General features: G+C 67.1%; 23 protein-coding genes. 12 read left to right on the top strand and 11 right to left on the bottom strand.

All coding sequences use genetic code 11. The features are described 5' to 3' along the window. Positions 1-3: 3 nt before the first annotated feature. The 7 genes from nosZ to HNO51_RS00635 all read left to right on the top strand — a co-directional run bounded on the left by nosZ (position 4) and on the right by HNO51_RS00635 (position 6,594). Entirely contained in the window at positions 4-1,878 is a 1,875-nt protein-coding gene (gene nosZ / locus HNO51_RS00665; RefSeq protein WP_197449181.1) for a TAT-dependent nitrous-oxide reductase, read from the top strand. Positions 1,879-1,980: 102 nt separating this feature from the next. Continuing rightward, entirely contained in the window at positions 1,981-3,291 is a 1,311-nt protein-coding gene (locus tag HNO51_RS00660; RefSeq protein ID WP_197449180.1) for a nitrous oxide reductase family maturation protein NosD, read from the top strand. Continuing rightward, positions 3,288-4,220: an ABC transporter ATP-binding protein gene (locus HNO51_RS00655; RefSeq protein ID WP_197449179.1), complete on the top strand. Its 933-nt coding sequence runs from the start codon at positions 3,288-3,290 to the stop codon at positions 4,218-4,220. Before HNO51_RS00660 ends, HNO51_RS00655 begins: the two co-directional genes overlap by 4 nt. Then, positions 4,217-5,041, top strand: a complete 825-nt coding sequence (locus HNO51_RS00650) for an ABC transporter permease (protein WP_197449178.1) — start codon at positions 4,217-4,219, stop codon at positions 5,039-5,041. The genes HNO51_RS00655 and HNO51_RS00650 overlap by 4 nt, the downstream gene beginning before the upstream one ends. Positions 5,042-5,070: 29 nt before the next feature. Then, the gene (locus HNO51_RS00645) at positions 5,071-5,625 is read left to right on the top strand and encodes a nitrous oxide reductase accessory protein NosL (RefSeq protein WP_197449177.1); all 555 of its coding nucleotides are present in this window, start codon (positions 5,071-5,073) and stop codon (positions 5,623-5,625) included. Between the two features lie 64 nt (positions 5,626-5,689). Beyond that, a complete protein-coding gene (locus HNO51_RS00640; RefSeq protein WP_197449176.1) occupies positions 5,690-6,232 on the top strand; it encodes a hypothetical protein in 543 nt (180 codons plus the stop codon). Next, a complete protein-coding gene (locus HNO51_RS00635; protein WP_197449175.1) occupies positions 6,232-6,594 on the top strand; it encodes a DUF6164 family protein in 363 nt (120 codons plus the stop codon). Before HNO51_RS00640 ends, HNO51_RS00635 begins: the two co-directional genes overlap by 1 nt. Here the strand turns inward: HNO51_RS00635 and HNO51_RS00630 are convergent. The 9 genes from HNO51_RS00630 to HNO51_RS00590 all read right to left on the bottom strand — a co-directional run bounded on the left by HNO51_RS00630 (position 6,587) and on the right by HNO51_RS00590 (position 15,765). Next, a complete protein-coding gene (locus HNO51_RS00630; protein WP_197449174.1) occupies positions 6,587-7,138 on the bottom strand; it encodes a hypothetical protein in 552 nt (183 codons plus the stop codon). The two genes, HNO51_RS00635 and HNO51_RS00630, sit on opposite strands and share 8 nt — an antisense overlap. Positions 7,139-7,212: 74 nt before the next feature. Beyond that, positions 7,213-7,557, bottom strand: a complete 345-nt coding sequence (locus tag HNO51_RS00625) for a cupredoxin domain-containing protein (protein WP_209538251.1) — start codon at positions 7,555-7,557, stop codon at positions 7,213-7,215. 26 nt (positions 7,558-7,583) lie between these two features. Beyond that, complete coding sequence (locus HNO51_RS00620; protein ID WP_242597174.1) at positions 7,584-9,248, bottom strand: NapC/NirT family cytochrome c; 1,665 nt, start codon at positions 9,246-9,248, stop codon at positions 7,584-7,586. Positions 9,249-9,411: 163 nt separating this feature from the next. Then, positions 9,412-11,016 carry a nitrite reductase gene (locus tag HNO51_RS00615; protein ID WP_234283665.1) on the bottom strand — a complete coding sequence of 535 codons (1,605 nt, stop codon included), beginning with the start codon at positions 11,014-11,016 and terminating at the stop codon, positions 9,412-9,414. Positions 11,017-11,290: 274 nt separating this feature from the next. Continuing rightward, the gene (locus HNO51_RS00610; protein WP_197449171.1) at positions 11,291-12,055 is read right to left on the bottom strand and encodes a Crp/Fnr family transcriptional regulator; all 765 of its coding nucleotides are present in this window, start codon (positions 12,053-12,055) and stop codon (positions 11,291-11,293) included. Then, positions 12,052-12,723, bottom strand: coding sequence for a c-type cytochrome biogenesis protein CcmI (gene ccmI / locus HNO51_RS00605; protein WP_197449170.1), 672 nt, complete (start codon positions 12,721-12,723; stop codon positions 12,052-12,054). The genes HNO51_RS00610 and ccmI overlap by 4 nt, the downstream gene beginning before the upstream one ends. After that, the gene (locus tag HNO51_RS00600; RefSeq protein ID WP_197449169.1) at positions 12,723-13,205 is read right to left on the bottom strand and encodes a cytochrome c-type biogenesis protein; all 483 of its coding nucleotides are present in this window, start codon (positions 13,203-13,205) and stop codon (positions 12,723-12,725) included. Before HNO51_RS00600 ends, ccmI begins: the two co-directional genes overlap by 1 nt. Then, positions 13,202-13,768 carry a DsbE family thiol:disulfide interchange protein gene (locus HNO51_RS00595; protein WP_197449168.1) on the bottom strand — a complete coding sequence of 189 codons (567 nt, stop codon included), beginning with the start codon at positions 13,766-13,768 and terminating at the stop codon, positions 13,202-13,204. The genes HNO51_RS00600 and HNO51_RS00595 overlap by 4 nt, the downstream gene beginning before the upstream one ends. Then, a complete protein-coding gene (locus tag HNO51_RS00590) occupies positions 13,765-15,765 on the bottom strand; it encodes a heme lyase CcmF/NrfE family subunit (RefSeq protein WP_209538250.1) in 2,001 nt (666 codons plus the stop codon). The genes HNO51_RS00595 and HNO51_RS00590 overlap by 4 nt, the downstream gene beginning before the upstream one ends. A 372-nt stretch (positions 15,766-16,137) precedes the next feature. On the opposite strand from HNO51_RS00590, the gene HNO51_RS00585 reads away from it, so the two are divergent. After that, complete coding sequence (locus tag HNO51_RS00585; protein ID WP_209539143.1) at positions 16,138-16,659, top strand: peptidylprolyl isomerase; 522 nt, start codon at positions 16,138-16,140, stop codon at positions 16,657-16,659. 73 nt (positions 16,660-16,732) lie between these two features. Here the strand turns inward: HNO51_RS00585 and HNO51_RS00580 are convergent, their stop codons facing one another. Both HNO51_RS00580 and hemE read right to left on the bottom strand, forming a co-directional pair. Continuing rightward, the gene (locus HNO51_RS00580) at positions 16,733-17,122 is read right to left on the bottom strand and encodes a VanZ family protein (protein WP_197449166.1); all 390 of its coding nucleotides are present in this window, start codon (positions 17,120-17,122) and stop codon (positions 16,733-16,735) included. Further along, positions 17,115-18,197, bottom strand: a complete 1,083-nt coding sequence (gene hemE / locus HNO51_RS00575) for a uroporphyrinogen decarboxylase (RefSeq protein ID WP_197449165.1) — start codon at positions 18,195-18,197, stop codon at positions 17,115-17,117. Before hemE ends, HNO51_RS00580 begins: the two co-directional genes overlap by 8 nt. 168 nt (positions 18,198-18,365) lie before the next feature. Between hemE and ribA the strand changes: the two genes are divergently transcribed. The 4 genes from ribA (at position 18,366) to HNO51_RS00555 (ending at position 21,660) form a co-directional block, all read left to right on the top strand. Further along, positions 18,366-19,001 (top strand): GTP cyclohydrolase II, encoded by a 636-nt coding sequence (ribA, locus tag HNO51_RS00570; RefSeq protein WP_197449164.1) that lies wholly within the window; start codon positions 18,366-18,368, stop codon positions 18,999-19,001. Between the two features lie 36 nt (positions 19,002-19,037). Next, the gene (trhA, locus tag HNO51_RS00565; protein WP_197449163.1) at positions 19,038-19,709 is read left to right on the top strand and encodes a PAQR family membrane homeostasis protein TrhA; all 672 of its coding nucleotides are present in this window, start codon (positions 19,038-19,040) and stop codon (positions 19,707-19,709) included. A gap of 499 nt (positions 19,710-20,208) precedes the next feature. Then, positions 20,209-21,081 (top strand): dienelactone hydrolase family protein, encoded by an 873-nt coding sequence (locus HNO51_RS00560; protein ID WP_209538249.1) that lies wholly within the window; start codon positions 20,209-20,211, stop codon positions 21,079-21,081. Between the two features lie 30 nt (positions 21,082-21,111). Then, complete coding sequence (locus tag HNO51_RS00555) at positions 21,112-21,660, top strand: thioredoxin family protein (protein ID WP_197449161.1); 549 nt, start codon at positions 21,112-21,114, stop codon at positions 21,658-21,660. Positions 21,661-21,890: the final 230 nt, after the last annotated feature.

The raw sequence follows: 21,890 nt of genomic DNA, 5'->3' as shown, positions 1-21,890 counted from the left end.
ACCATGAGTGACAAGAAGCAGATCGAGAACCTCGGTCGCCGGCACTTCCTGCGCAACAGCGCGGTGACCGGCGTCGCCGGGGCCGGCCTGGCCAGCGGCTTCGGCGCCGGTGCGCTGATGAGCAGCCGTCAGGCCCAGGCCGCTGGCGCTGCAGCAGGCAGCGTGGCACCGGGGGAACTCGACGAATACTACGGCTTCTGGAGCGGCGGCCATTCCGGCGAAGTCCGCGTGCTGGGCGTGCCCTCCATGCGCGAGCTGATGCGCATCCCGGTATTCAACGCCGACAGCGCCACCGGCTGGGGTATCAGCAACGAGTCCCGGCGCATCCTCGGCGACTCCGCGCGCTTCCTCAACGGCGACAGCCACCACCCCCATGTCTCGATGACCGACGGCCGCTACGACGGCAAGTACCTGTTCATCAACGACAAGGCCAACACCCGCGTGGCGCGTATCCGTCTCGACATCATGAAGACGGACAAGATCACCACCATTCCCAACGTCCAGGCGATCCACGGCCTGCGCCTGCAGAAGGTGCCGCACACCAAGTACGTGTTCTGCAACGCCGAGATGCCGATCCCGCAGGTCAACGACGGCCGGGACATGGAGAACCCGGAGAACTACTGGACCATGTTCAACGCGGTGGACGCGGAGAGCATGGACGTGGCCTGGCAGGTGATCGTCGACGGCAACCTCGACAACACCGACGCCGACTATACCGGCCGCTTCGTCGCCGCGACCTGCTACAACTCCGAGAAGGGCATGACCCTCTCCGAGACCATGAGCGCCGAGCGTGACTGGGTGGTGGTGTTCGACGTCGAGGCGATCGAGGCCGCCGTCGCCGCCGGCCAGTACGAGACCCTGGGCGATTCGCCGGTGCCGGTGCTCGACGGTCGCAAGGGCTCGGCGCTGACCCGCTACATCCCGGTGCCCAAGAACCCGCACGGCCTGAACACCTCGCCGGACGGCAAGTACTTCATGGCCAACGGCAAGCTGTCGCCGACCGTGACCATCATTGCGATCGACAGGCTGCCCGAGCTGTTCAATGACGCCATCGAGCCGCGCGACACCGTGGTCGGCGAGCCCGAGCTGGGCCTGGGGCCGCTTCACACCACCTTCGACGGTCGCGGCTATGCCTACACCACGCTGTTCATCGACAGCCAGGTGGCGAAGTGGCACATCGAGGACGCCATTCGCCACTACAACGGCGAAGAGGTGAACTACATCCGCCAGAAGCTGGATGTGCACTACCAGCCCGGCCACAACCACGCCAGCCTCACCGAGTCGCGCGATGCCGACGGCAAGTGGCTGGTGGTGCTGTGCAAGTTCTCCAAGGACCGCTTCCTGCCGGTGGGCCCGCTGCGCCCCGAGAACGACCAGCTGATCGACATCAGCGGCGACGAGATGAAGCTGGTGCACGACGGCCCGACCTACGCCGAGCCGCACGACTGCATCCTGGTGCGCGCCGACCAGATCAACCCGGTGCGCGTATGGCGGCGCGACGATCCCTTCTTCGCCGATACCATCGCCATGGCCGAGGCCGATGGCGTCAACGTCGAGCGTGAGAACAAGGTCGTGCGCGACGGCAACAAGGTACGCGTCTACATGACCTCCGTGGCGCCGACGTTCGGCCTGACCGAATTCAAGGTCAAGCAGGGCGACGAGGTCACCGTGGTCATCACCAACCTCGACCAGGTGGAAGACCTGACCCACGGCTTCTGCATGGTCAACCACGGCGCGCAGATGGAGATCGGCCCGCAGCAGACCGCCAGCGTCACCTTCGTCGCCGACAAGCCCGGGGTGCACTGGTACTACTGCAACTGGTTCTGCCACGCCATGCACATGGAAATGACCGGCCGCATGCTGGTCGAGAAGGCGTGACAGGCAATGGCCAGATGACGCTCTGGCTGCCTTGAGGGCACCGGGACCAGGTTGAAGGCAAATACGGCCTGGTCCCGGCACCCTATAAGTTTGGAGAAATGCATGACCCGACGACCGATCCTCGGCGTCCTGATCCCGATTCTTGCCGCCTGGCTGAGCCTGCCGGGCGTGCTGCTGGCTGCCGACTGGCAGGCCAGCCCGGGCGAATCGCTGCAGCCGCTGGTCGAACGCGCCAGCGACGGCGACCGCCTGCTATTGCCGGCGGGCCGCTACCCCGGCCCGCTCACGATCGACCGCACCCTGACCGTCGAAGCCGAGCCCGGCGCCGTGATCGACGCCGGCGGCAACGGCCATGGCGTCATCATTACCGCCCCCGGCAGCGTGATCGACGGCCTCACCATCGAGAACTGGGGCCGCGACCTCACCGCCATGGACAGTGGCATCCTGGTGGAGCGCAGCGCCACCGGCAGCGTCATTCGCCACTCGCGCCTCACCGGCCCCGGCTTCGGCATTCGCCTCGACTCTGCCAACGAGGTGGAGGTGCGAGACAACGTCATTCGCGGCAACACCTCGCTGCGCTCGCAGGACCGCGGCAACGGCATCCACCTCTACAACGTGCAAGGCGCAAGGGTTGAGGGCAACGACATCCGCGAGGTGCGCGACGGTATCTACATCGACAGCAGCAGCCAGAGCCTGCTGCGACGCAACGTGATGGAGGACCTGCGCTACGGCGTGCATTACATGTATGCCCACGACAACCGCCTGGAACAGAACCTGACCCGCAACACCCGCACCGGCTATGCGCTGATGCAGTCGCGCCACCTGACGGTCGTCGACAACCGCTCCGAGGGCGACCTCAACTACGGCATCCTGATGAACAACATCACCTACTCGACCCTTCGCGGCAACCGTGTCGAGGGTGTACGTGCGGCAGCGGACGCGGGCGGACAGGCGCTGGTCAGCGGCAGCGAAGGCAAGGCGCTGTTCGTCTACAACGCCCAGTTCAACCGCTTCGAGGGCAACCGCCTGGCCGGCAGCGACATCGGCATCCACCTGACCGCCGGCTCCGAGGACAACACGGTGGTGAGCAACGCCTTCGTCGACAATCGCCAGCAGGTGATGTACGTCGCCACGCGCACCCAGGAGTGGTCGGAGGAGGGCCGCGGCAACTACTGGAGCGACTACCTGGGCTGGGATCTCGCCGGCGACGGGCTGGGCGACACGCCCTACGAGCCCAACGACGCCATGGACCGCCTGCTGTGGCGTTTTCCCGCGGCGCGGCTGCTGATGCACAGCCCCGCGGTGCTGACCCTGCGCTGGGTGCAGCGTCAGTTCCCCGTCTTCCGCCCTCAGGGCGTGAAGGACAGCGCCCCCCTGATGACAGAACCCGACTTCGGAGACACCGACTCATGAACGCGGTGATCGAATTCCACGGCGTGACGCGGCGCGACGGCGACGTGGTGCGCCTCGACGCCCTCGACCTCAGGGTCAGCGAGGGCGAGGTGCTCGCCCTGCTCGGCCACAACGGCGCCGGCAAGACCACCACCATGAAGCTGATCCTGGGGCTGCTCTCGCCCAGCGCCGGCGAGCTCTCCGTACTCGGCGGCGCCCCCGACGGTGCCCATGCCGAGACGCTGCGCCGCCGCCTGGGCTACCTGCCCGAGAACGTCAGCTTCTATGAACAGCTCAGCGGTCGCGAGGTGCTCGATTTCTTCGCCCGGCTCAAGCGCGTCGACCGCCGCCAGGTCGCCGACCTGCTCGAGCAGGTCGGCCTGGGCGCGGCAGCCAAGCGCCGCGTGAAGACCTACTCCAAGGGCATGCGCCAGCGCCTCGGCCTGGCCCAGGCGCTGCTCGGCGAGCCGCGCCTGCTGCTGCTCGACGAACCCACCACCGGGCTCGACCCCGCCGCCACCCGCGACTTCTACGAGACGGTACGCAGTCTGCGCGAGCGCGGCTGCACGGTGCTGCTCTCCTCCCATGTGCTGCCGGGGGTGGAGCCCTACATCGATCGCGCGCTGATCCTCGGCGGTGGCCGCCGCCTGGCGCTGGGCAGCCTCGAGACCCTGCGCGCCGAGGCCGCCCTGCCGATGACCATTCGCGCCCGCGGCCGGCTCGAGGGCGCCGACTGGCAGCGGCCCTGGAACGACACGCGCATCCAGGCGCGGCCGCTCAACGGCCACGAGGTGTCGCTCTCGGTGCCCGCCGATGCCAAGCTCGCCGTGCTGCGCCACCTTTCCACGCACCCCGGGGTCGAGGACATCGAGCTGCTGCCGCCTACCTTGGAACACCTCTACACCCATTTCTCCGCCGGGCTCGCCCCCGTCCAAGGAGAGGTTCGATGAACGCCATCCTGACACTGGCCGGCAAGGAGTTCCGCGACGGCCTGCGCAACCGCTGGGTGCTGGCCATTACCCTGGTGCTGGCCCTGCTCGCCGTGGGCATCGCCTGGTTCGGCGCCGCGGCCAGCGGCGGGCTGGGCTTCACCTCGCTGGCCACCACGCTGGTGAGCCTCGCCACCCTGGCAGTGTTCCTGATCCCGCTGATCGCCCTGCTGCTGGCCTACGACGCCGTGGTCGGCGAGCAGGAGGCGGGTACCCTGCTGCTGCTGCTCACCTACCCGGTGAGTCGCACCGCGCTGCTGCTGGGCAAGTTCCTCGGCCACGGCCTGATCCTGGGCAGCGCCACGGCGCTCGGCTTCGGCATCGCCGGCGCGGTGATCGCCGTGGGCGCGGAGGGCGTCGCACTTGGCGAACTCGCCGCCGGCATGGGCCTGCTGATTGCCAGCAGCGTGCTGCTGGGCTGGGTGTTCATCGCCTTCGCCTACCTGATCAGCGTGTGGGTGAGCGAGAAGGCCCGCGCCGCCGGCCTGGCGTTGGTGGTGTGGTTCCTGTTCGTGCTGGTGTTCGACCTGGGCCTGCTGGCGCTGCTGGTCAGCGTCAAGCAGGGTGGCGACTGGCTGCCCTGGCTGCTGCTGCTCAACCCCACGGAGCTGTTCCGCCTGATCAACCTGGCTGGCTTCGAGGCGGCGCGCAGCTACACCGGCCTGACCTCCATCGCCGAGGGCGGCGCCTTCCGCCCCGCCGTGCTGCTGCCGCTGCTGATGGCCTGGGTGCTGGTGCCCCTGGGCTTGGCGCTGATGCGCTTCCGTCACCGCTCGGCCTGAGCCCGCTTATTTTTTTGGAGTCCCCTGCCATGCCCCGTTTCCTGCTGCTGCCCCTGCTCCTGCTGCCGCTGCTGCTCGCCGGCTGCGGCGAGTCGGAGCCCGTCGCCCTGGCCGCTGCCGAGCCCATCGAGTCCGGCGACAGCTGCCATGTGTGCGGGATGCTGATCGACGAGCACCCCGGCCCCAAGGGTCAGGCGTTCCTGGACAAGCAGGGTTCGGCGCTGAAGTTCTGCTCCACCGCGGAGCTGTTCGCCTTCCTGCGCCAGCCGGAGAACGAGACCCGCCTCTCCCATGCCTACGTGCACGACGTCGCTGCCGCGCCCTGGCCCAAGCCCGACGACGCCGCCTTCATTCTGGCCAGCGAGGCGTGGTACGTGGCGGGTCATGACCAGCGCGGCTCGATGGGCCATACCCTGGCCTCGTTCAGGGAGCGCCATCACGCCGAGGCTTTCGCCGAGACCCACGGCGGCGAACTCTACGCCTTCGACGATATCGACCTCGACCTGCTGGCCCGCCTGAGCCGCGGTGAACTGGGCGGCGGCGATGCCATGGGCGCCATGGCCGGGCACGGCGGCGGGCACTGAGTCCAGCGGGACAGCCGTTGCACGGCGTGCTAGGCTCGAGCGCATCGATCTGCGAGGACCCCGCATGCGTTTTACCGCCCCGCTCGCTGCCGCGCTGGCCGGCCTGGCCCTGGCCGGGCCGGCATTCGCCACCAACTACAACGTCAGCGATGCCGAACAGCACGAAAATTGGCACTCCGTGACGCTGTCGCTGGGCGATGAACGCCACTTTCGCGCCCTCGAGCAGACCAGCTACAGCGACTCGATCCTGAGCGTCAACTACACCCCCGGCGTGTGCGACCTGCCGTGGCTCGAGGTGCGCGTCGAGCTCGAGGAGCACCAGCCCGAGAGCCGCGTGGCCAACCTGGTACCCGGCGACCTGCGGGTCGACCACGAGACGATCCACAGCGGCATGGCGGAGTTCATCACCCAGCGCGGCGACCGCGGCTTCTACGTCAACTTCTATCTCGACACCCAGGACCTGCTGCTCGACGAGATGCGCGGCGGCGAGACGCTGCGCCTGCGCTTCGACCGCGGCGACGAGGACTACTGGTTCATGAGCTTCGATCTGGCGGGGGCGGACGCGGCCATCGCCCGCGCCGAACGGCAGTGCGAGGCGGCCGGCTGATGGCGACACTGCTGTTCCGGCTGGCCAACGTCACCGACGAGGAAGCCTGGGAGGTGCGCCGGCTGCTCGACGAGCACGGCTTCGACACCTACGAGACCCAGGCCGGCTTCTGGCGCCTGGGGGTCGATGCCATCTGGCTGCGCGACCCCGCGCAGCTGGAGGCGGCGCGCGAGGTCCTCGAGCGCTATCAGGTCGAGCGGCAAGCGCGTGTACAGCAGGAGCATGCCGACCGCGTCGCGCAGGGAGACGCGCCGACCCTGTGGCGGCGCCTGTGGCAGCATCCCGTTCAGATGCTGCTGGTGGCACTGGCGGTGCTGGCCATGCTGGCCCTGACGCTGGTGCCCTTCCTGGGGCTCATCTAGGGAACAGCTGCGTGTCGAGATATTCCACCGTGAGGTAATCCTCGAACGACCACAGGCGCACGAAACGGCCGCGCTCGGTATCCTCGCTGCCATCGCCGCCCCAGACGGTGAGACTGCTAGGTTCCTGCGGCATGCCCCCCTTGAGCTGTTCGAACCACCACTCGGTCATCTCGGCCTCCCATGGCTGGCCATAGCGGGCCTCGAGTTGCGCCTTCACCGTGACGTAATCTTCCACCTCGGGATGGAAGGCCACCACCAGGGCCAGGGCGTCGCTGCCCGCCGGGAAGACGTAACGCAGGTCGGTCTGCGGAGCAGCCTCGTCCTGCAGCTCGCCGTCGATAAGGCGGTCGCCGTCCTCCGTTTCGCTGACGCTGAGGTTGGCCACGGCAGCATCGCGCTCCAGCTCGGTCATCACCTCGTCGAAGGCCATGCCGAAGTCGGCGCTGCGATAGCCGGCCGGCCCCTCCGCCGCCAGGGCGGCGCTGAAGGCCAGGGTGGCCAGGCTGCCGCCGAGCCAGGCCGACGCTTGCAGGTGTCGTCGCATAGTCGCTCCTCTTGCATGAACGGCTACAAACGCCGACCGTGCCGGCGTTTGTAGTAAATGGTGCAATAGTCGAATCATTCGGCCGGTACCACCACGACCACCCCTTCCATGTCGCGACTCTCGTGAGGTCGGCAGTGGTACGGGTAGGTACCCGGCTCGTCAAAGGTTCGCTCCCAATTTTCTTCGGGAAACAGGCGCTCCGAGCCGAGATCCTCGTCGGCGAAATAGACGTCGTGACTGGTGCGCTTCTCGGCGTTGACCCAGCGCACCGTGGTGCCGACTTCCACCTCGAGTTCGGCGGGATGAAAACCGTAGTCGCGCATCTCCACTTCGACCACGTTGCCCCCGGCCTGCGCCGCCCCGCTCAGCAGGGCGGCGGCCAGGAGGGCCATGCTCGATCGACGTTGCCGCTTGTTCATATCGCAACCTCCTTCCCTGCGGGGCGTCAGGGTGTGACCCGCGTGGCATTGATCTCCACCATGTCCTCGCCAAAGGCCTCGTCCGGATTCTCGACGCCGAAGGCCAGGCCGTACTGGAACGAGACGTGATGGAAACGCGAGTCGGCATGGTCGTCGTGCAGCGCCACGTTGAGGCTGTAGAGGCGCTCCAGGTCGAGCGGCTTGTCGCCTTCCGTGCCGGTCTTGAGCGCGCGGGTCAGATAGGCGGTCCACACACCGTCCTGCTCCTCGGCGCTGAAGGCGATGGCCTGGCTGTCGCTGAAATGGCGCTCGTCGAGGACGTAACCCGACTCGACCGAGCCATCACCGCTGTTGTAGCGCGCCAGGTCGAGGTAGACCCCGGCGTCGAGCAGCTCCTGGACCTCGCCCTCTGCCTTGAGCTTGTCCCAACCGCCGCGGGCCGCGCCGCGACGTCCTTTGATCTCGATCTCGGTGCGACTCTCGGTGAGGTACTTGGTCACGCCGTTGCCGCTCATCAGGTCGAGTCGCTCGGCAAGCTCGCTCGTCGCCAGCGCTTCGGCTTCCGGAGCATCCGGCATGTAGGCGGAATCGTGGTGACAGCTGGTCCAGCAGCCCGCCCGCTCGGCCATGTCGACACGGTCGTCGGAGAGGCTGACGGTCAGCTTGAAGGGGTTGTCCGGGTCCATCACGCCGCCTTCGACGAAGGGCAGCGGAGCGTGCTCGCCCTCCTGCCATTGGAACTGCAGGTAGAGGTAGTCGTCATCGAAGGCGGCCTTGACGCTCATCGGCACGTGGCCACGCTTGTCGCCCAGGTCGAAGGTCTCGATCTTCTCGCCGGCGACGGCCAGCGCGCCGATGTCCGCCTCTTCGCCCTGGTGGCACCACAGGCAACGATCACCGAAGCTGAAGGCTCGCCCACCGCCGTGTTCGCTGCCGTCCTGGATCCACTCGATGGATGCCTGGCCCGGCAGGAACAGCGTCAGGTCGGTGGCCGGCACCGCCTCCCAGTCGAGCGCTGCGGCTAGGTTCTCGCTAACCGAAGCGGCTTCGCCCAGGTCCTCGGCCTCCAGCGGTGCGGTCTGGCTGTCGTCAGCCTCGGCGACCTCGAAGCGACCCGCCCAGACCGGCGACTCGTCCCATGCCTCGGGCAGCTGGTGGGCGATGCCCTGGTGGCACTCGATGCAGGTCATGCCCTGCTCGAAGGCACGGGCATGCTCGCGTGAGGCGCGGGCGGCCTGCTGCTCCAGGTCCATAGCCGACCAGTCATGACAGTTGCGACACTCGCGGGAATCGGTGCGCAGCATCGAGCGCCACACGTTCTCCGCCAAGTGGATACGCTTGGCCTCGAACTCCTCCTGGGTATCGATCGAGCCCAGCATCCAGTGCCATACCTCGCGGCTGGCCTGGATCTTGCGCACCATCTTGGGTCCCCAGGCATCCGGCACGTGGCAATCGGAGCAGGCCGCTCCCACCCCCGTGGCGTTCTGGTAGTGCGGACGATCGAGGTACTCTTCGTGGACCCAGCTCATCTCATGGCAGGAACTGCTGCAGAACTTGTAGCTGTTGGTCGCCTCCATCACGGTATTGAAGCCGCCCCAGAAAATGATACCGGCAACGAAGAAGAGCACGGCGGCACCCAACGATGCCCCCAGGATGGTGATTCTGCGCCAGTTGCGTGGTCGCTCCCCCATGGTCTTTCTCCCAAAGTGTCGTGACGCGGGTGCCTACCCTCGACGGCCGCTGCCTGGTCGTCGCTGTTGTGTCGGCCCCTTCACCAGCCGTTCCGCAAGGAGGGAGCGGCTGGTGAAGGGGCCGGGGCGCCCGTTGGGGCCCCGGCGGTGTCGGCGATGACGATCAGCCGACGTGGTGCTTGCGGTTGTAGACGTTGAACTTGCCGGTCGGCGTATTGAGGCCTTCGACGACCGCCTTCACTTCCAGCGTCTTGTCATCGAAGACGACGATCGCACCGTCGTTCTGGTGGCCGTCACCACGCGCCCAGATCGAGACCCACACCTCGGTGCCGGTCTGGTCGTACTCCATGTGCACCGCCACGGCGTCATGCTCCAGCGGACGGTCGGCGACGTGGATCGGCGTCAGCTCGCGGGTCTCCTTGTTCATGACCATGACCCACTGGTTGACGTCGGGCTCGGGGTGCATGGCCTGATCGATCCAGACGTTGTCGGAATCGGGATGGGTGCGCACGAAGAGCCCCGGGCCGTCGGTCTCGATCTGGTCGCAGATCTGCCAGGCCTGGTCGGGATGCCCTTCGGGGTCGTTGCCCCAGAAGGTCAACAGGCCTTCGCCCAGGTGGGTAGTGCCGGCCACCGGGCCGCATTCGGGGTCGACCCAGTTGGCGCCCGGGCCCGGGTGGGGCTTGGTGCCGGTCTCCAGCATGCTGACCAACTTGCGCGTCTCGGTGTCGATGAACACCATCTTGTCGCTCATGTTGGCGGCGATCTGGAAGTAGCGGCCGGTGGGGTCGAAGAAGCCGTCGTGCAGGAATTCGGCGGTCTCCATCTGGTCGATGCGCAGGTTGTCGATGTCGCTGTAGTCGACCTGCCAGACCTGCCCGGACTCCTTGACGTTGACCAGGAAGGTCGGTGCGTGCGGGGTGTTGTAGAGCGCCGCGACGCGGGCCTCGTTGCGGAAGTTGCCTTGGGTGTCGTAGCTGCGCGTGGAGACCACCTTGAGCGGCTCCATGGTCTCGGCGTCGGCGATCACGAAGTGCGGCGGCCAGTAGGAGCCGCCGATGACGTACTTGTCCTTCCACTCGCCGTAGTGTGAGACCGCCACGTCGCGCGCGTCGTAGCCGATGAAGACCTCGGCGGTGACCTGCGGCGGGTCCATCCACAGGTCGATCTTGGAGAGGCGGCCGTCACGGCCCTGGACGTACCAGAAGCGGCCGTCGGAGCTCTCCTTGGCCACGTGCACCGCGTAGCCGGTCTCGACTTCGGTGACCAGCTCCTTGGTGTCGGCGTCGATGATGCCCATGGCGCCACGGTCACGCAGGATGGTGACCATGAAGTTTTCCCAGTTCAGATCGTGCTGGGGCTCGGTGGGCAGATCCTCGGGCGCGACGAAGACCTGCCAGCGCTCCTTCATGTCCGCCAGCGACATCTCCGGCGGATCGACCGGGTCGTGCTGGATGTACTTGGAGATCAGCGTGATGTCATCCGCGGAGAGGATGCCGTCGAAGTTGTTCATGCCGCCTTCGGTACCCAGCGTGATGATGCTCTCCAGGCGACGCTGGCCCAGTTCCTGGGTGGTTCCGGGCAGCAGGTTCGGACCGGTGGCGCCGTTGCGCGTGGTGCCGTGGCAGCCGGCGCAGCGCTGGAAGTAGATGGTGTTGGCGCGTTCCTGCTCCTCGGCAGTCAACTCCGGGGCCGCGGCTTGGGCCATGCCCACCATGGCGGTCAGCGGGAAGCTGAGGGCGAAGATCCCCTTGCTCAAAGCTCTCATCTGCATATCGTGCCTCGCTTGGTTTCCCCTTCGGGTGTGGCTGGCGGGTGCCCGGCATGACCTGTTCTTCTGCGTGCTCAGCGACCATGGCCTCAAGCCACCCCCCACCTGTCGCCATTAGTAGCAACTTTGCCTTTCGCCTCACTTGACCACTGTCAATTGATGCATCCAGGAGTTGACTTATGTCAGGGTGAGGGGAAAGAAGTCACGGCGAGCGGCGACCCGCCGCGCGGGCCGTGTCGCGAGAGGGGAAAGCGGCCGCGACCAGTGCGGCTCAGCGGCAGGGACGCAGCATGGCCGCGCGCGAGGTGTTCTGCGCCGCGCCCGGCAACGGCGAGAGCGGCGCCTCCTCGGTGGTATTGGCGAAGCGCCGCAGCTCGGCAACGTTCTCGACGTGAACGCAGTTGCGTTCGCAGCTCACGCCGACCTCACGCAGCCTCGCCATGGCCCGCGAGAAGCTCTCCGGCTTCATGCCCAGCCGGCCGGCGATCAGCAGCTTGTCGCAGGGCAGCCGTACGCTGGCCGGCCCCTCCTCGGCGGGGCACAGCGAAACGATGAAGGCCGCCAGGCGCTGGTAGGTGGGCTGCAGCGTGAGCTGGTCGAGCTGGCGCACCAGATAGCGCAACATGCCGGAAAGGTTGGCGAGCATGTTGAGCGCCAGGCCGTGGTTGCGCTCCAGGGTGGGGAGGAAGTGGTCGGCGGTGAACGCCAGCAGCCGGGCCTCCTCGGCCACCGCCGCATTGACCGGAAACCCCAGGCGGTCGAACATCGCCGCCTCGGCGAAGGATTCGCCGCGGGTGAACAGCCCCACCATGCATTCGTTGCCGTCTGGGCTCTCGCGAAACAGCTTGACCCAGCCGTCGAGCACCACGTAGAAGCGATCCGCCGGCTCTCCCTTGCGGAACAGCAGTGCACCGCGTCGATAGCTGCGCTCCACGGCGCCGTCGGTAAGCAGCGCCAGGGTCTCGTCCTCGAGGCCGGCGAACAGCGGCACCTGGCGCACGGCCTGCAGGGCCTCGCGGCTCAACGTCTTGTTCATGTCTCCCTCCTTGCCGACGCCTCTGCGGAAGGGCTACCGGCGGCTTGGTCCAGCTGGTCGAGGTCAGCGCGGATCGCCTCGGCCTCGCGGAAGGCACGCTCGGCAGCCTCCAGGTTGCCCAGGAATTCCAGGGTCCGGCCCAGCAGGATCCAACTCTTCAGGTCGGCCGGATCCTGCGCCAGGCGCCCCTGCAGCTGTCGGGCCAGATGCTCGAATTCGCGGCGCCGGTCGGCTTCAGAAAGCGGCTCGGCTTCGGCGATCGTCGCTCCAGGTGACTGAGTCGCGAAGACCTCGTCAGCATGCCCCACCGTCAGATAGAGCCCGGTCGCCATGAACGGGAGCAGCGCCACGCTGGTGCAGGCGGCCACCAGCGGCGCGCGCCGGAGGCCGTGGTTCTCGCCGCGCGGGCGCTCATCGACAGTGATGGCGCCGCTGTCGAGCAGCTCACGCTCGAGGTCGGCCAGGGCAGCGTCGTGCCGGGCCTGGGTCAGCGTGCCCGTCGTCAGGTCCTGCCCCAGCTCGCTCACCCGGTCGCGGTGCACGGCCAGGTTGATCGCCCACCGAGACTCGCTGCGCTCACCACGGGGAGCGCGCAGCAGGGGGACCAGCACGAAGCCCAGCGCCACGCCGCACAGGCTCATGGCCAGCAATAGGAACAGTCCGTTCATCAAGACCTCCTCAACTCATCGGCCTGGCGCAGCCGGTCGAGCATGGCGCGCTCCTGGGCGGTAAAACCGGGGCGCTCGGCCATGCTTCGCCTGCCGACGACGATGCGCCACCACACCAGGACGCCGCCGAGCATGAGCAGGAAGGGGCTGGCCCACAGCAACCAGGTGTTGACCTGCAGCGGCGGGCGATAGCGCACGTAGTCGCCGTAGCGCTGGACCATGAACGCGACGATGGCGTCGGCATCGTGCCCGGCCAGGGTCATGGCGTGGACCCGCCGGCGCATGTCGGCGGCGAGTTCGGCGTTGGATTCGTGGATGGTCTCGCTCTGGCACACCGTGCAGCGCAGCTCACGTACCAGGGTGTCGTACTGGCGCTGCTGGGCCTCGCTGGCAAACTCCAGCGGCTGGCCGATGGCCAGCGCCATGGCGAGCCCGGCGGGCAACAGCCAGGCAAGCAGCAGACAGAACAGGCGTGGAATCATGTTGGCGCCCCCCTCCTGGCTTCGCTGGCACGCTGGGCCTCAGCTCTCAATCTTTCGATCAGCGGCAGCACTTCGTCGAGCAGCAGCTGCCGCGTGAGCGGGCCGATGCGCTTGTAGCGGATCACCCCCTCGGCATCGAGCACGTAGGTTTCCGGCGTGGCGTAGACGCCCCAGTCGATGCCGGCGTCGCCCACGGGGTCATAGGCGATGGTGCGGTAGGGGTTGTCGCTGACGCTGAGGTAGCGCAGTGCCGTCTCGCGCTCGTCGCGATAGTTGAAGGCGTGGATGGGAATCCCGCCACGGGCCAGCTCCATCAGCAGCGGTTTCTCCGCGCGGCAGGTGCTGCACCAGGTGGCCCAGACGTTGACCAGCGCCACCTCGCCGATGAAGTCCTGCTCGGTCAGGGTGACACTGGCATCCTCAAGCGACTCCAGCACGAACGGCGGCGCCGGCTTGCCCACCAGCGGCGACGGCAGGTCGCGGGCGTTGATGCCCAGGCCCATGAACAGCAGCCCCAGCAGGGCGGCCGTAGCCGCCAGCGCAATCAGCATACGCAATGTCATCGGCTCGCCACCTCCCGGGGCCGAGCGGCCACCGGCTCGTGCGGCGTTCGAGTGACACGGTGCCCCGCCAGGCGGTAGCGCTTGTCGCACGCCGCCAGCAGACCGCCCAGCGCCAGCAGAATGGCGCCGAACCACATCCAGGCCATGTAGGGCTTGTAGTAGAGCCGGAAGCTCCAGGCGTCGCCGTCGAGTCGCTCGCCCAGCGAGACGTAGACGTCGCGGGTCGGCGCGCGATCGAGCGAGGCCTGATTCATCGGCATCCCCGCGTGGGTGTCGTAGTAGCGCCGCTGCGGCGTGAGCCGCGCCACCGCGTGGCCGTCGCGGGCCACCTGTACCACCGCCTGATCGGCCTCCCAGTTGGGGCCACGCATGCGTTCCATGCGCTGCAGGGTGAAATCGAAGCCCGCCGCCGAGGCGCTCTGCCCCGGCGCCAGGCGCACGTCGCGCTCGACCTCGTAGGTGTTGACCATGGCGATCGCCACCACCACCAGCGCCAGCCCCATGTGGGCCAGGTGCATGCCGAGGAAGCTCGGCCGCATGACCTTGCGCAGCCGTACGGGCAGCGGCTGACGTGCCGAGCCCAGGCGCTTTCTGATGTCCTGCAGCGCGGTGATCACGATCCAGGTGGCGAGCATCAGCGCCAGCGCCGTCATCGGGCGCCACGCGCCAAGCGCAAGCGGCCACAGCCCGCCGGCCACCACACTGATCAAGAGCGCCCAGCGCAGCTGGCGGAAGGTCTCCCCCGGATTCGCCTGCTTCCAGGCCACCGCCGGGCCGAGGCCGACCAGCAGCAGCAGCGGCAGCATCAGCGGAGCGAACACCGCATCGAAGTAGGGCGGACCCACCGAGATCTTGCCCAGGCCGAAGGCATCCAGCGCCAGCGGGTAGAGGGTGCCGATGAACACCGCCGCACAGGCCACCGTCAGCAGCACGTTGTTGGCCAGCAGCAGCGATTCGCGCGAGTACCCGGCGAAAGCGCCACCAAGCCCGACCCGGGGCGCCCGCCAGGTGTAGACGATCAACGAGCCGAGCAGGGTGACGCTGAGCAGCCCGAGCAGAAACACGCCGCGCTCCGGGTCGGTGGCGAAGGCGTGCACCGAGGTGATCACCCCCGAGCGCACGATGAAGGCGCCGAGCACGGTGAGGGCGAAGGTGACGATGGCCAGCAGCAGGGTCCAGACCTTGAAGCCGCCGCGCTTCTCGGCCACCGCCAGGGAGTGCATCAGCGCGGTGGCGGTGAGCCATGGCAGTAAGGAGGCGTTCTCCACCGGATCCCAGAACCACCAGCCGCCCCAGCCCAGCTCGTAGTAGGCCCACCAGGCACCCACCGCGATGCCCAGGGTGAGGAAGACCCAGGCCAGCGTGGTCCAGGGGCGCGACCAGCGCGCCCAGGCGGCATCGAGCCGGCCGCCGAGCAGCGCGGCCATGGCGAAGGCGAAGACCACCGCGGTGCCCACGTAGCCCATGTAGAGCAGCGGCGGATGCAGGATCATGCCGGGGTCCTGCAGCAGCGGATTCATGCCGCGGCCGTCCTGGAGCCCCGGCACGATGCGCTCGAACGGGTTCGAGGTGAACAGCGTGAAGGCAATGAAGCCCACCCCGACCATGCCCAGCACGGCCAGCACCCGGGCCAGCATCTCGCGCGGCAGCGAGTCGCTGAAGCCGGCCACGGCGACGCCCCATGCCCCCAGCAGCAGAACCCACAGCAGCAGGGAGCCCTCGTGCCCGCCCCACACCGCCGTGAACCGGTAGAGCAGCGGCTGGTCCAGGCTCGAGTGGCCGGCCACGTAGCGCACGGTGAAATCGCCGGCGACGAAGGCCCAGGCCAGCACGGCAAACGAGAGCGAGAGAAAGACGAACTGGCCGCTGGCGAGGAAGCGGGCGCTGCGCATCAGGCGGGCATCGTCGAGCCGAACCCCCACCAGCGGCAATATGCTCTGCGCCAGGGCCAGGCACAGCGCCAGGACGAGGGCAAAGTTTCCGAGTTCCGCCACCATGGGCCGACACCTCCCGTCTTCCGGCACCGCGCCTGGGCGCAGCCGGTCACCGAGGAACGTTATGGCCGAGGCAAGCAGGACTGAAGATCAAGGTGGTGGGCATTGCCTCGGCCGGCATGCAGGCATGGTCCGGCCAACGCTGCAAAAAGACCATACCCGATACTTCTTTTCCGGAGCGGGTTGTGATCCACGTCAAACAATCCGGCGTGGCCGGATGTCGCGCCCCGGATCGCGTGGCGAAGGCCTGACAGCGGGCGCATCCGGACGTAAGCTAGGCGCACCGTTTACTCGCTGCACCACCCACCACGAACAACAGGAGCTCCCGTGCTGAAGCGAACTCTCCTCTCCCTGCTCGCCGCCGCCAGCCTCCCGCTGGCCGCCGCCCATGCCAACGCTGCCGACGTGGTGCTGCACACCAACCACGGCCCCATCGCCATCGAACTCTTTCATGATCAAGCCCCCGAGAGCGTCGAGAACTTTCTGACCTACGCCCAGGAGGGTCACTACGATGGCACCCTGTTCCATCGCGTGATCGACGGCTTCATGATCCAGGGCGGCGGCTTCGACCAGGACTTCCAGCAGAAGCCGACCCGCGCGCCGATCAGCAACGAGGCCGACAACGGCCTGCGCAACGAGCGCGGCACCCTGGCCATGGCGCGTACCGGCGATCCGCACTCGGCCACCTCGCAGTTCTTCATCAACGTCAACGACAACCGCTTCCTCGACCATCAGGGCACCCACTCCGGGCAGGCCTGGGGCTATGCGGTGTTCGGCCGCGTGGTGGAGGGCATGGACGTGGTCGATGCCATCAAGCGAGTGCCCACCGGCAGCCGTGGCCCGTTCCAGGACGTGCCGCGCGAGCCCGTGATCATCGAGCGCGCCGAAGTGCCGTAAGCGAGCCGCTTCCAGAGACGACGACGCCCGCCATCGGCCGATGGCGGGCGTCGTCGTTCGGGGGGTCGGTGACTTACGGTCGCTGCCAATAGCGCCTGATGGCTGCCAGCAACAGCACGGCCGCTGCCGCGCCCAGGCTGTTGGCGAGGATGTCGGCCCAGTCGCCGCCGCTGCGCCCCGGCACCGGGACCTGCAGGTACTCGATGCAGATACCGTAGAGCGTCACGGCGATGAAGGCCCGCACCAGTGGCAGCCCGGCCAGGCCAGACAGAACCGCCAGGCCGGCATAGCCAACGAAGTGGTTGAACTTGTCCCACGGCAGCGTCCGGGGCATCTCGTCACCGGGGGTCAGGCTACCGAAGGCGATGACCACGGCGGCCAGCACGGCCAGCACCGCCCACAGGCGGTGCCGCTTTCTCTCCTCACCCCAGGCCAGCCACCGCAGCCAGCGAACCTCAGGCATTGTGGTGCTGGATGGCGCGATGGTAGCGCGGGCTCAGCTCGTGCAGCGCCTCCATGAAGGCGGTGACGCGGTCCGGGTCGGTGAACTGGCTGATGCCGTGACCCAGGTTGAACACGTGCCCCGGCCCGTGGCCGTAGCTGTCGAGGATGCGCCCCACCTCGGCACGAATGGCCGCCGGACGCGCGAACAGCACGTTGGGGTCGAGGTTACCCTGCAGCGCGACCTTGTGGCCCACCCGGGCGCGGGCGTCGGACAGCTCGGTGGTCCAGTCGATGCCCACCGCATCCGGCCCCGCCAGGGCGATGTCCTCGAGCCACTGGCCGCCGTTCTTGGTGAACAGGATGACCGGCACGCGCTTACCCTCGTGCTCGCGGATCAGCCCGGCGACGATCTGCTCCATGTAGCGCAGCGAGAACTCCAGATAGGCCGGCGTGGAGAGCACGCCGCCCCAGGTGTCGAAGATCTGCACCGCCTGGGCGCCGGCGCGAATCTGGGCGTTGAGGTAATCGGTCACCGCGCTGGCCAGCGTATCGAGCAGGTCGTGCATCACGCTGGGCGTGTCGTAGAGCATGGTCTTCACGTGACGGAAGTCCTTGCTCGAACTGCCTTCCACCATGTAGGTGGCGAGCGTCCAGGGGCTGCCGGAAAAGCCGATCAGCGGCACGCGGCCGTTCAGCTCGCGACGAATGGTCGCCACCGCACGCATCACGTAGTCCAGGTCGCGCTCGGCATCGGGCAGCGTGAGCGCCGCCACATCCTCGGCGGAGCGCACCGGCTTGCGAAACTTGGGCCCCTCGCCGGTCTCGAAGTAGAGCCCCAGCCCCATCGCGTCAGGGATGGTGAGGATGTCCGAGAACAGGATGGCGGCATCCAGCGGATAGCGCTCCAGCGGCTGCAGCGTCACCTCGCAGGCCAGGTCGTGGTTGCGGCACAGGTCCATGAAGTCACCGGCTTCGGCGCGGGTGGCGCGGTACTCCGGCAGGTAGCGGCCGGCCTGACGCATCATCCATACCGGCGTGCGGTCCACCGGCTGACGCATCAGGGCGCGCAGAAAGCGATCGTTCTTGAGATCCATGCAGTCAGTCATCCACAGGAAATGTCGGCCTATTGTAGCGCATCATTTTTCGCTCGGCTTGACCCGGGCCAGGTTCGCCAGCGCCGCACAGTCGTGAGCCGGGCCGCCGTTCCTGCTAGAATGCGGGATTCACTTCCGGCATCGCCGTGGTCTTGACCGAGGTACCCCGTGACCATTCGATTCATCGCCGCCTCCCGGCTGCCCACGCCCTGGGCCACCTTCACCATGCACGGCTTCGAGGACGAGGCCACCGGCAAGGACCACATCGCCCTGACGCTGGGCGACGTGGCCGACGGCGAGCCGGTACTCGGCCGGGTGCACTCGGAGTGTCTGACCGGCGACGCCCTGTTCTCCATGCGCTGCGACTGCGGCTACCAGTTGCAAGAAGCGCTCAAGCGCATCGCCGACGAGGGGCGCGGGGTGCTGCTCTACCTGCGCCAGGAGGGCCGCGGCATCGGCCTGCTCAACAAGATCCGCGCCTATCACCTGCAGGACCAGGGCGCCGACACCGTGGAGGCCAACGAGCAGCTCGGCTTCGGCGCCGACCTGCGCCGCTACGACCTCTGCGTGCCGATGCTCGAGCACCTGGGCATTACTAGCCTGCGGTTGATGACCAACAACCCGCGCAAGGTCGACGCCCTGACCCAGGCCGGCGTCACCATTGCGGAACGCGTACCGCTGACTACGGGTCTCAATCCTCATAACGAGCAGTATCTCTCCACCAAGGCCGGCAAGCTGGGCCACATGATGGCGCTGGGCGACTTCACCCAGGCCGGCGACGTGGATATCGAACGCAAGCCCTGAGCGGAACGGCATCGGGGCGCCCAGACGGAGACGCCCATGCCACCCACCGGAAGCTCAGGCGGTCATCGCCACCACCTCGTCGAGGAGCTGCTCAACAGCATCAGCCACGGCATCGGCGCGGCGCTGAGCCTGGCCGGCGTGATCGTGCTGCTGGTGCTGGCCTGCATGGCGGCCCACGTCGATCCATGGAAGATCGTCGGCATCAGCCTCTACGGCGTGACCCTGGTGCTGCTCTACACCGCTTCGACGCTCTACCACGGCGTGCGCCATCCACGGCTCAAGCGCGTATTCCAACACCTGGACCACTGCGCCATCTACCTGCTGATCGCCGGCACCTACACACCCTTTCTCTTGGTCAACATGCGTAGCCCCACCGGCTGGACGCTGCTCGCCGTCGTCTGGGGCCTGGCGCTGTCCGGCATCGCCTGCAAACTCGCCTGGCCACACCGCTTCGGCGTGCTGCGGGTGGCGATCTACCTGATCATGGGCTGGCTGATTCTCTTCGCCGGCGACGAGCTGAGCGCCAGCCTGCCCACCGCCGGCATCGCCCTCCTCACGGCCGGCGGCATTACCTATACCCTGGGCGTAATCTTCTTCGCCATCAGCGCGATTCCCTTCAACCACGCCATTTGGCACCTGTTCGTGCTCGGCGGCAGTACCTGCCACTACTTCGCGGTATACGCCGCGGTGCTGCCGTTCGGGGGCTAAGCGGATAGGGGCCACTACCCAAAACCCGCCTTCGTCGACGGCCGGCCAATGCCTCCGTGGCCTTTAGCGATCTTTTGTAAGTTATTTCCTACAAACCTGATCGACAATTTCTTACACACCACTTGTCCCAGGTTAACGTCGCCGGGCTCCTCGAGTTGGCACAGTAGGGGTGTACTGAGCACGGAGGCTCAGCCAGGGACGACCGGGTCAGGACGACTCGATCCAGGGAAGCTCGAGCGGAAGGGAGCTCGAGGCGGAAGTAAGGAAGCGAAGATCCAGCCCGGCCGCAAGGCCGGGCTTTCGTTTGGGCGCACGCCGCGAGCCGATAAGGTCCGCGGCGTCATGCTGTCTGCTCCCAGGCATACCGGCCCCGACCGAAGGCATCAGGCGTGGGCGGTATACGCGGACCTCCATGGGCGGCTATGTTAGTAAAGGGTGGAAGACAAACGCCTTCCGTCTCCGCGACGTCACCAAGAAAAACGAGCAAGGAGAGCTTCGCATGCGCCCATTACTCATGCTCTTGTGCCTGATCGCAGGGTCGATGACAGGCCCGGCCATGGCTCAGGAAAGCAGCCTGCCGACAGGGGCCGAAACCGAGTCGGAGCCTGAGTCGGAATCGGAACTCATCACCTCCTGGGGGCCTCGCGTCGAAGGCGAGACGTTCGAATATACGACCGGGGGTCAGACCTATCAGGGGTACCTGGCCCGCAACGTCAACGACACCAAGCCGCGGCCGGCCGTCCTGGTGGTGCACGAGTGGTGGGGGCTCGACGGTTATGCCCGTGCTCGTGCCGATCAGCTCGCCGCGTTGGGTTTCGTCGCATTGGCCGTCGACATGTATGGCGGCGGGCAGGTCGCCACGCACCCCGATCAGGCGGGCGAGTTCTCCTCGCAGGTCATGCAGGATTGGCCAGCCGCACGCGCCCGGTTCGAAGCGGCGATGTCTCAGCTGCGCCAGCATCCTGCCGTGGCGGATACCGGCATGGCGGCCCTCGGTTATTGCTTTGGAGGCAGCGTGGTCATGAACATGGCGTTGTCCGGCATGCCGCTCGAGGCCGTCATCAGCTTTCACGGCGGCCCCACCCAGGCCGCCTCTGCACGCGGCGAGTTCAACGGTGTCGTGCAGATCCACAATGGCGGCGCAGACTCGCTCGTCGAACGTAACGACCTGTCGGCCATGGCGCGAGCGCTCGAAGCACAAGGAGCCGATATCGACGTGATCAATTACCCCCAGGCCCTCCACGGCTTCACGAACCCCGGCGCCGACGCGCTGGCCAAGGAGTTCGACTTGCCACTGGGTTATAACGCGGCCGCCGATGCCGCTTCGTGGCAGTCTGCATTGCTGTTGCTGGACAAAACCCTCAACCAGTAAGTCCTCAAACCAACAGGAGGCTTCGCACCCATGTCACTGACGCCTTCGAACATGACGGAACTGGGCAGCACACTGCCCGCATTTCGCTTGCCCGACCCCCACGGAGCACAAGTCGACAGCGAGCAGTTCCGCGACACGCCCCTGCTGGTGGCCTTCATCTGCAATCACTGTCCCTTCGTGAAACACATCGCCGATGCCTTCGCCGAATTCGCTCGCGAGTACCGAGCCCGGGGCCTCGCAATAGTGGCCATCAACAGCAACGATTTTGAGGCGCACCCGGCCGACCGCCCCGAGCGCATGGTCGAGGAAGCCCAGGCACGCGGCTACGACTTCCCCTACCTGGTGGACGAAACCCAGGACGTGGCCCGCGCCTTCCAGGCCGCCTGCACCCCGGACTTCTTCCTCTACGACCGGGACCATCGGCTGGCCTACCGCGGCCAGTTCGACGACAGCCGCCCCAGCAAGGAAACGCCGATAACCGGCAAGGACCTGCGTGCCGCGGCGGATGCGGTACTGGCCGGTCAGGCACCGGATGCCAAGCAGATGCCCTCCATGGGCTGCAACATCAAGTGGAAATGAAGCGCACGCCAGGGGATGCACGTGACTTGCTACAGGTTAATGCGGCAAGCCACGTCGTGTTGGAGAATGAAACCGTACTGGGCACGGAGGCTCAGGCAGGGACGACCGAGTCAGGAAGACTCGATATCCAAGGATGCTCGGGGTGGAAGGATGCCCGAGGAGGATGTGTAAGGAAGCGAAGATCCAGCCCGGCCGCAAGGCCGGGCTTTTCGTTGCTGTCTTAGCCAAGA

This window comes from Billgrantia sulfidoxydans, assembly GCF_017868775.1.
Lineage (GTDB): Bacteria > Pseudomonadota > Gammaproteobacteria > Pseudomonadales > Halomonadaceae > Halomonas > Halomonas sulfidoxydans.
Note: the sequence above shows the minus strand (reverse complement) of the source record. Positions and strands in the feature narration are given on the sequence as shown.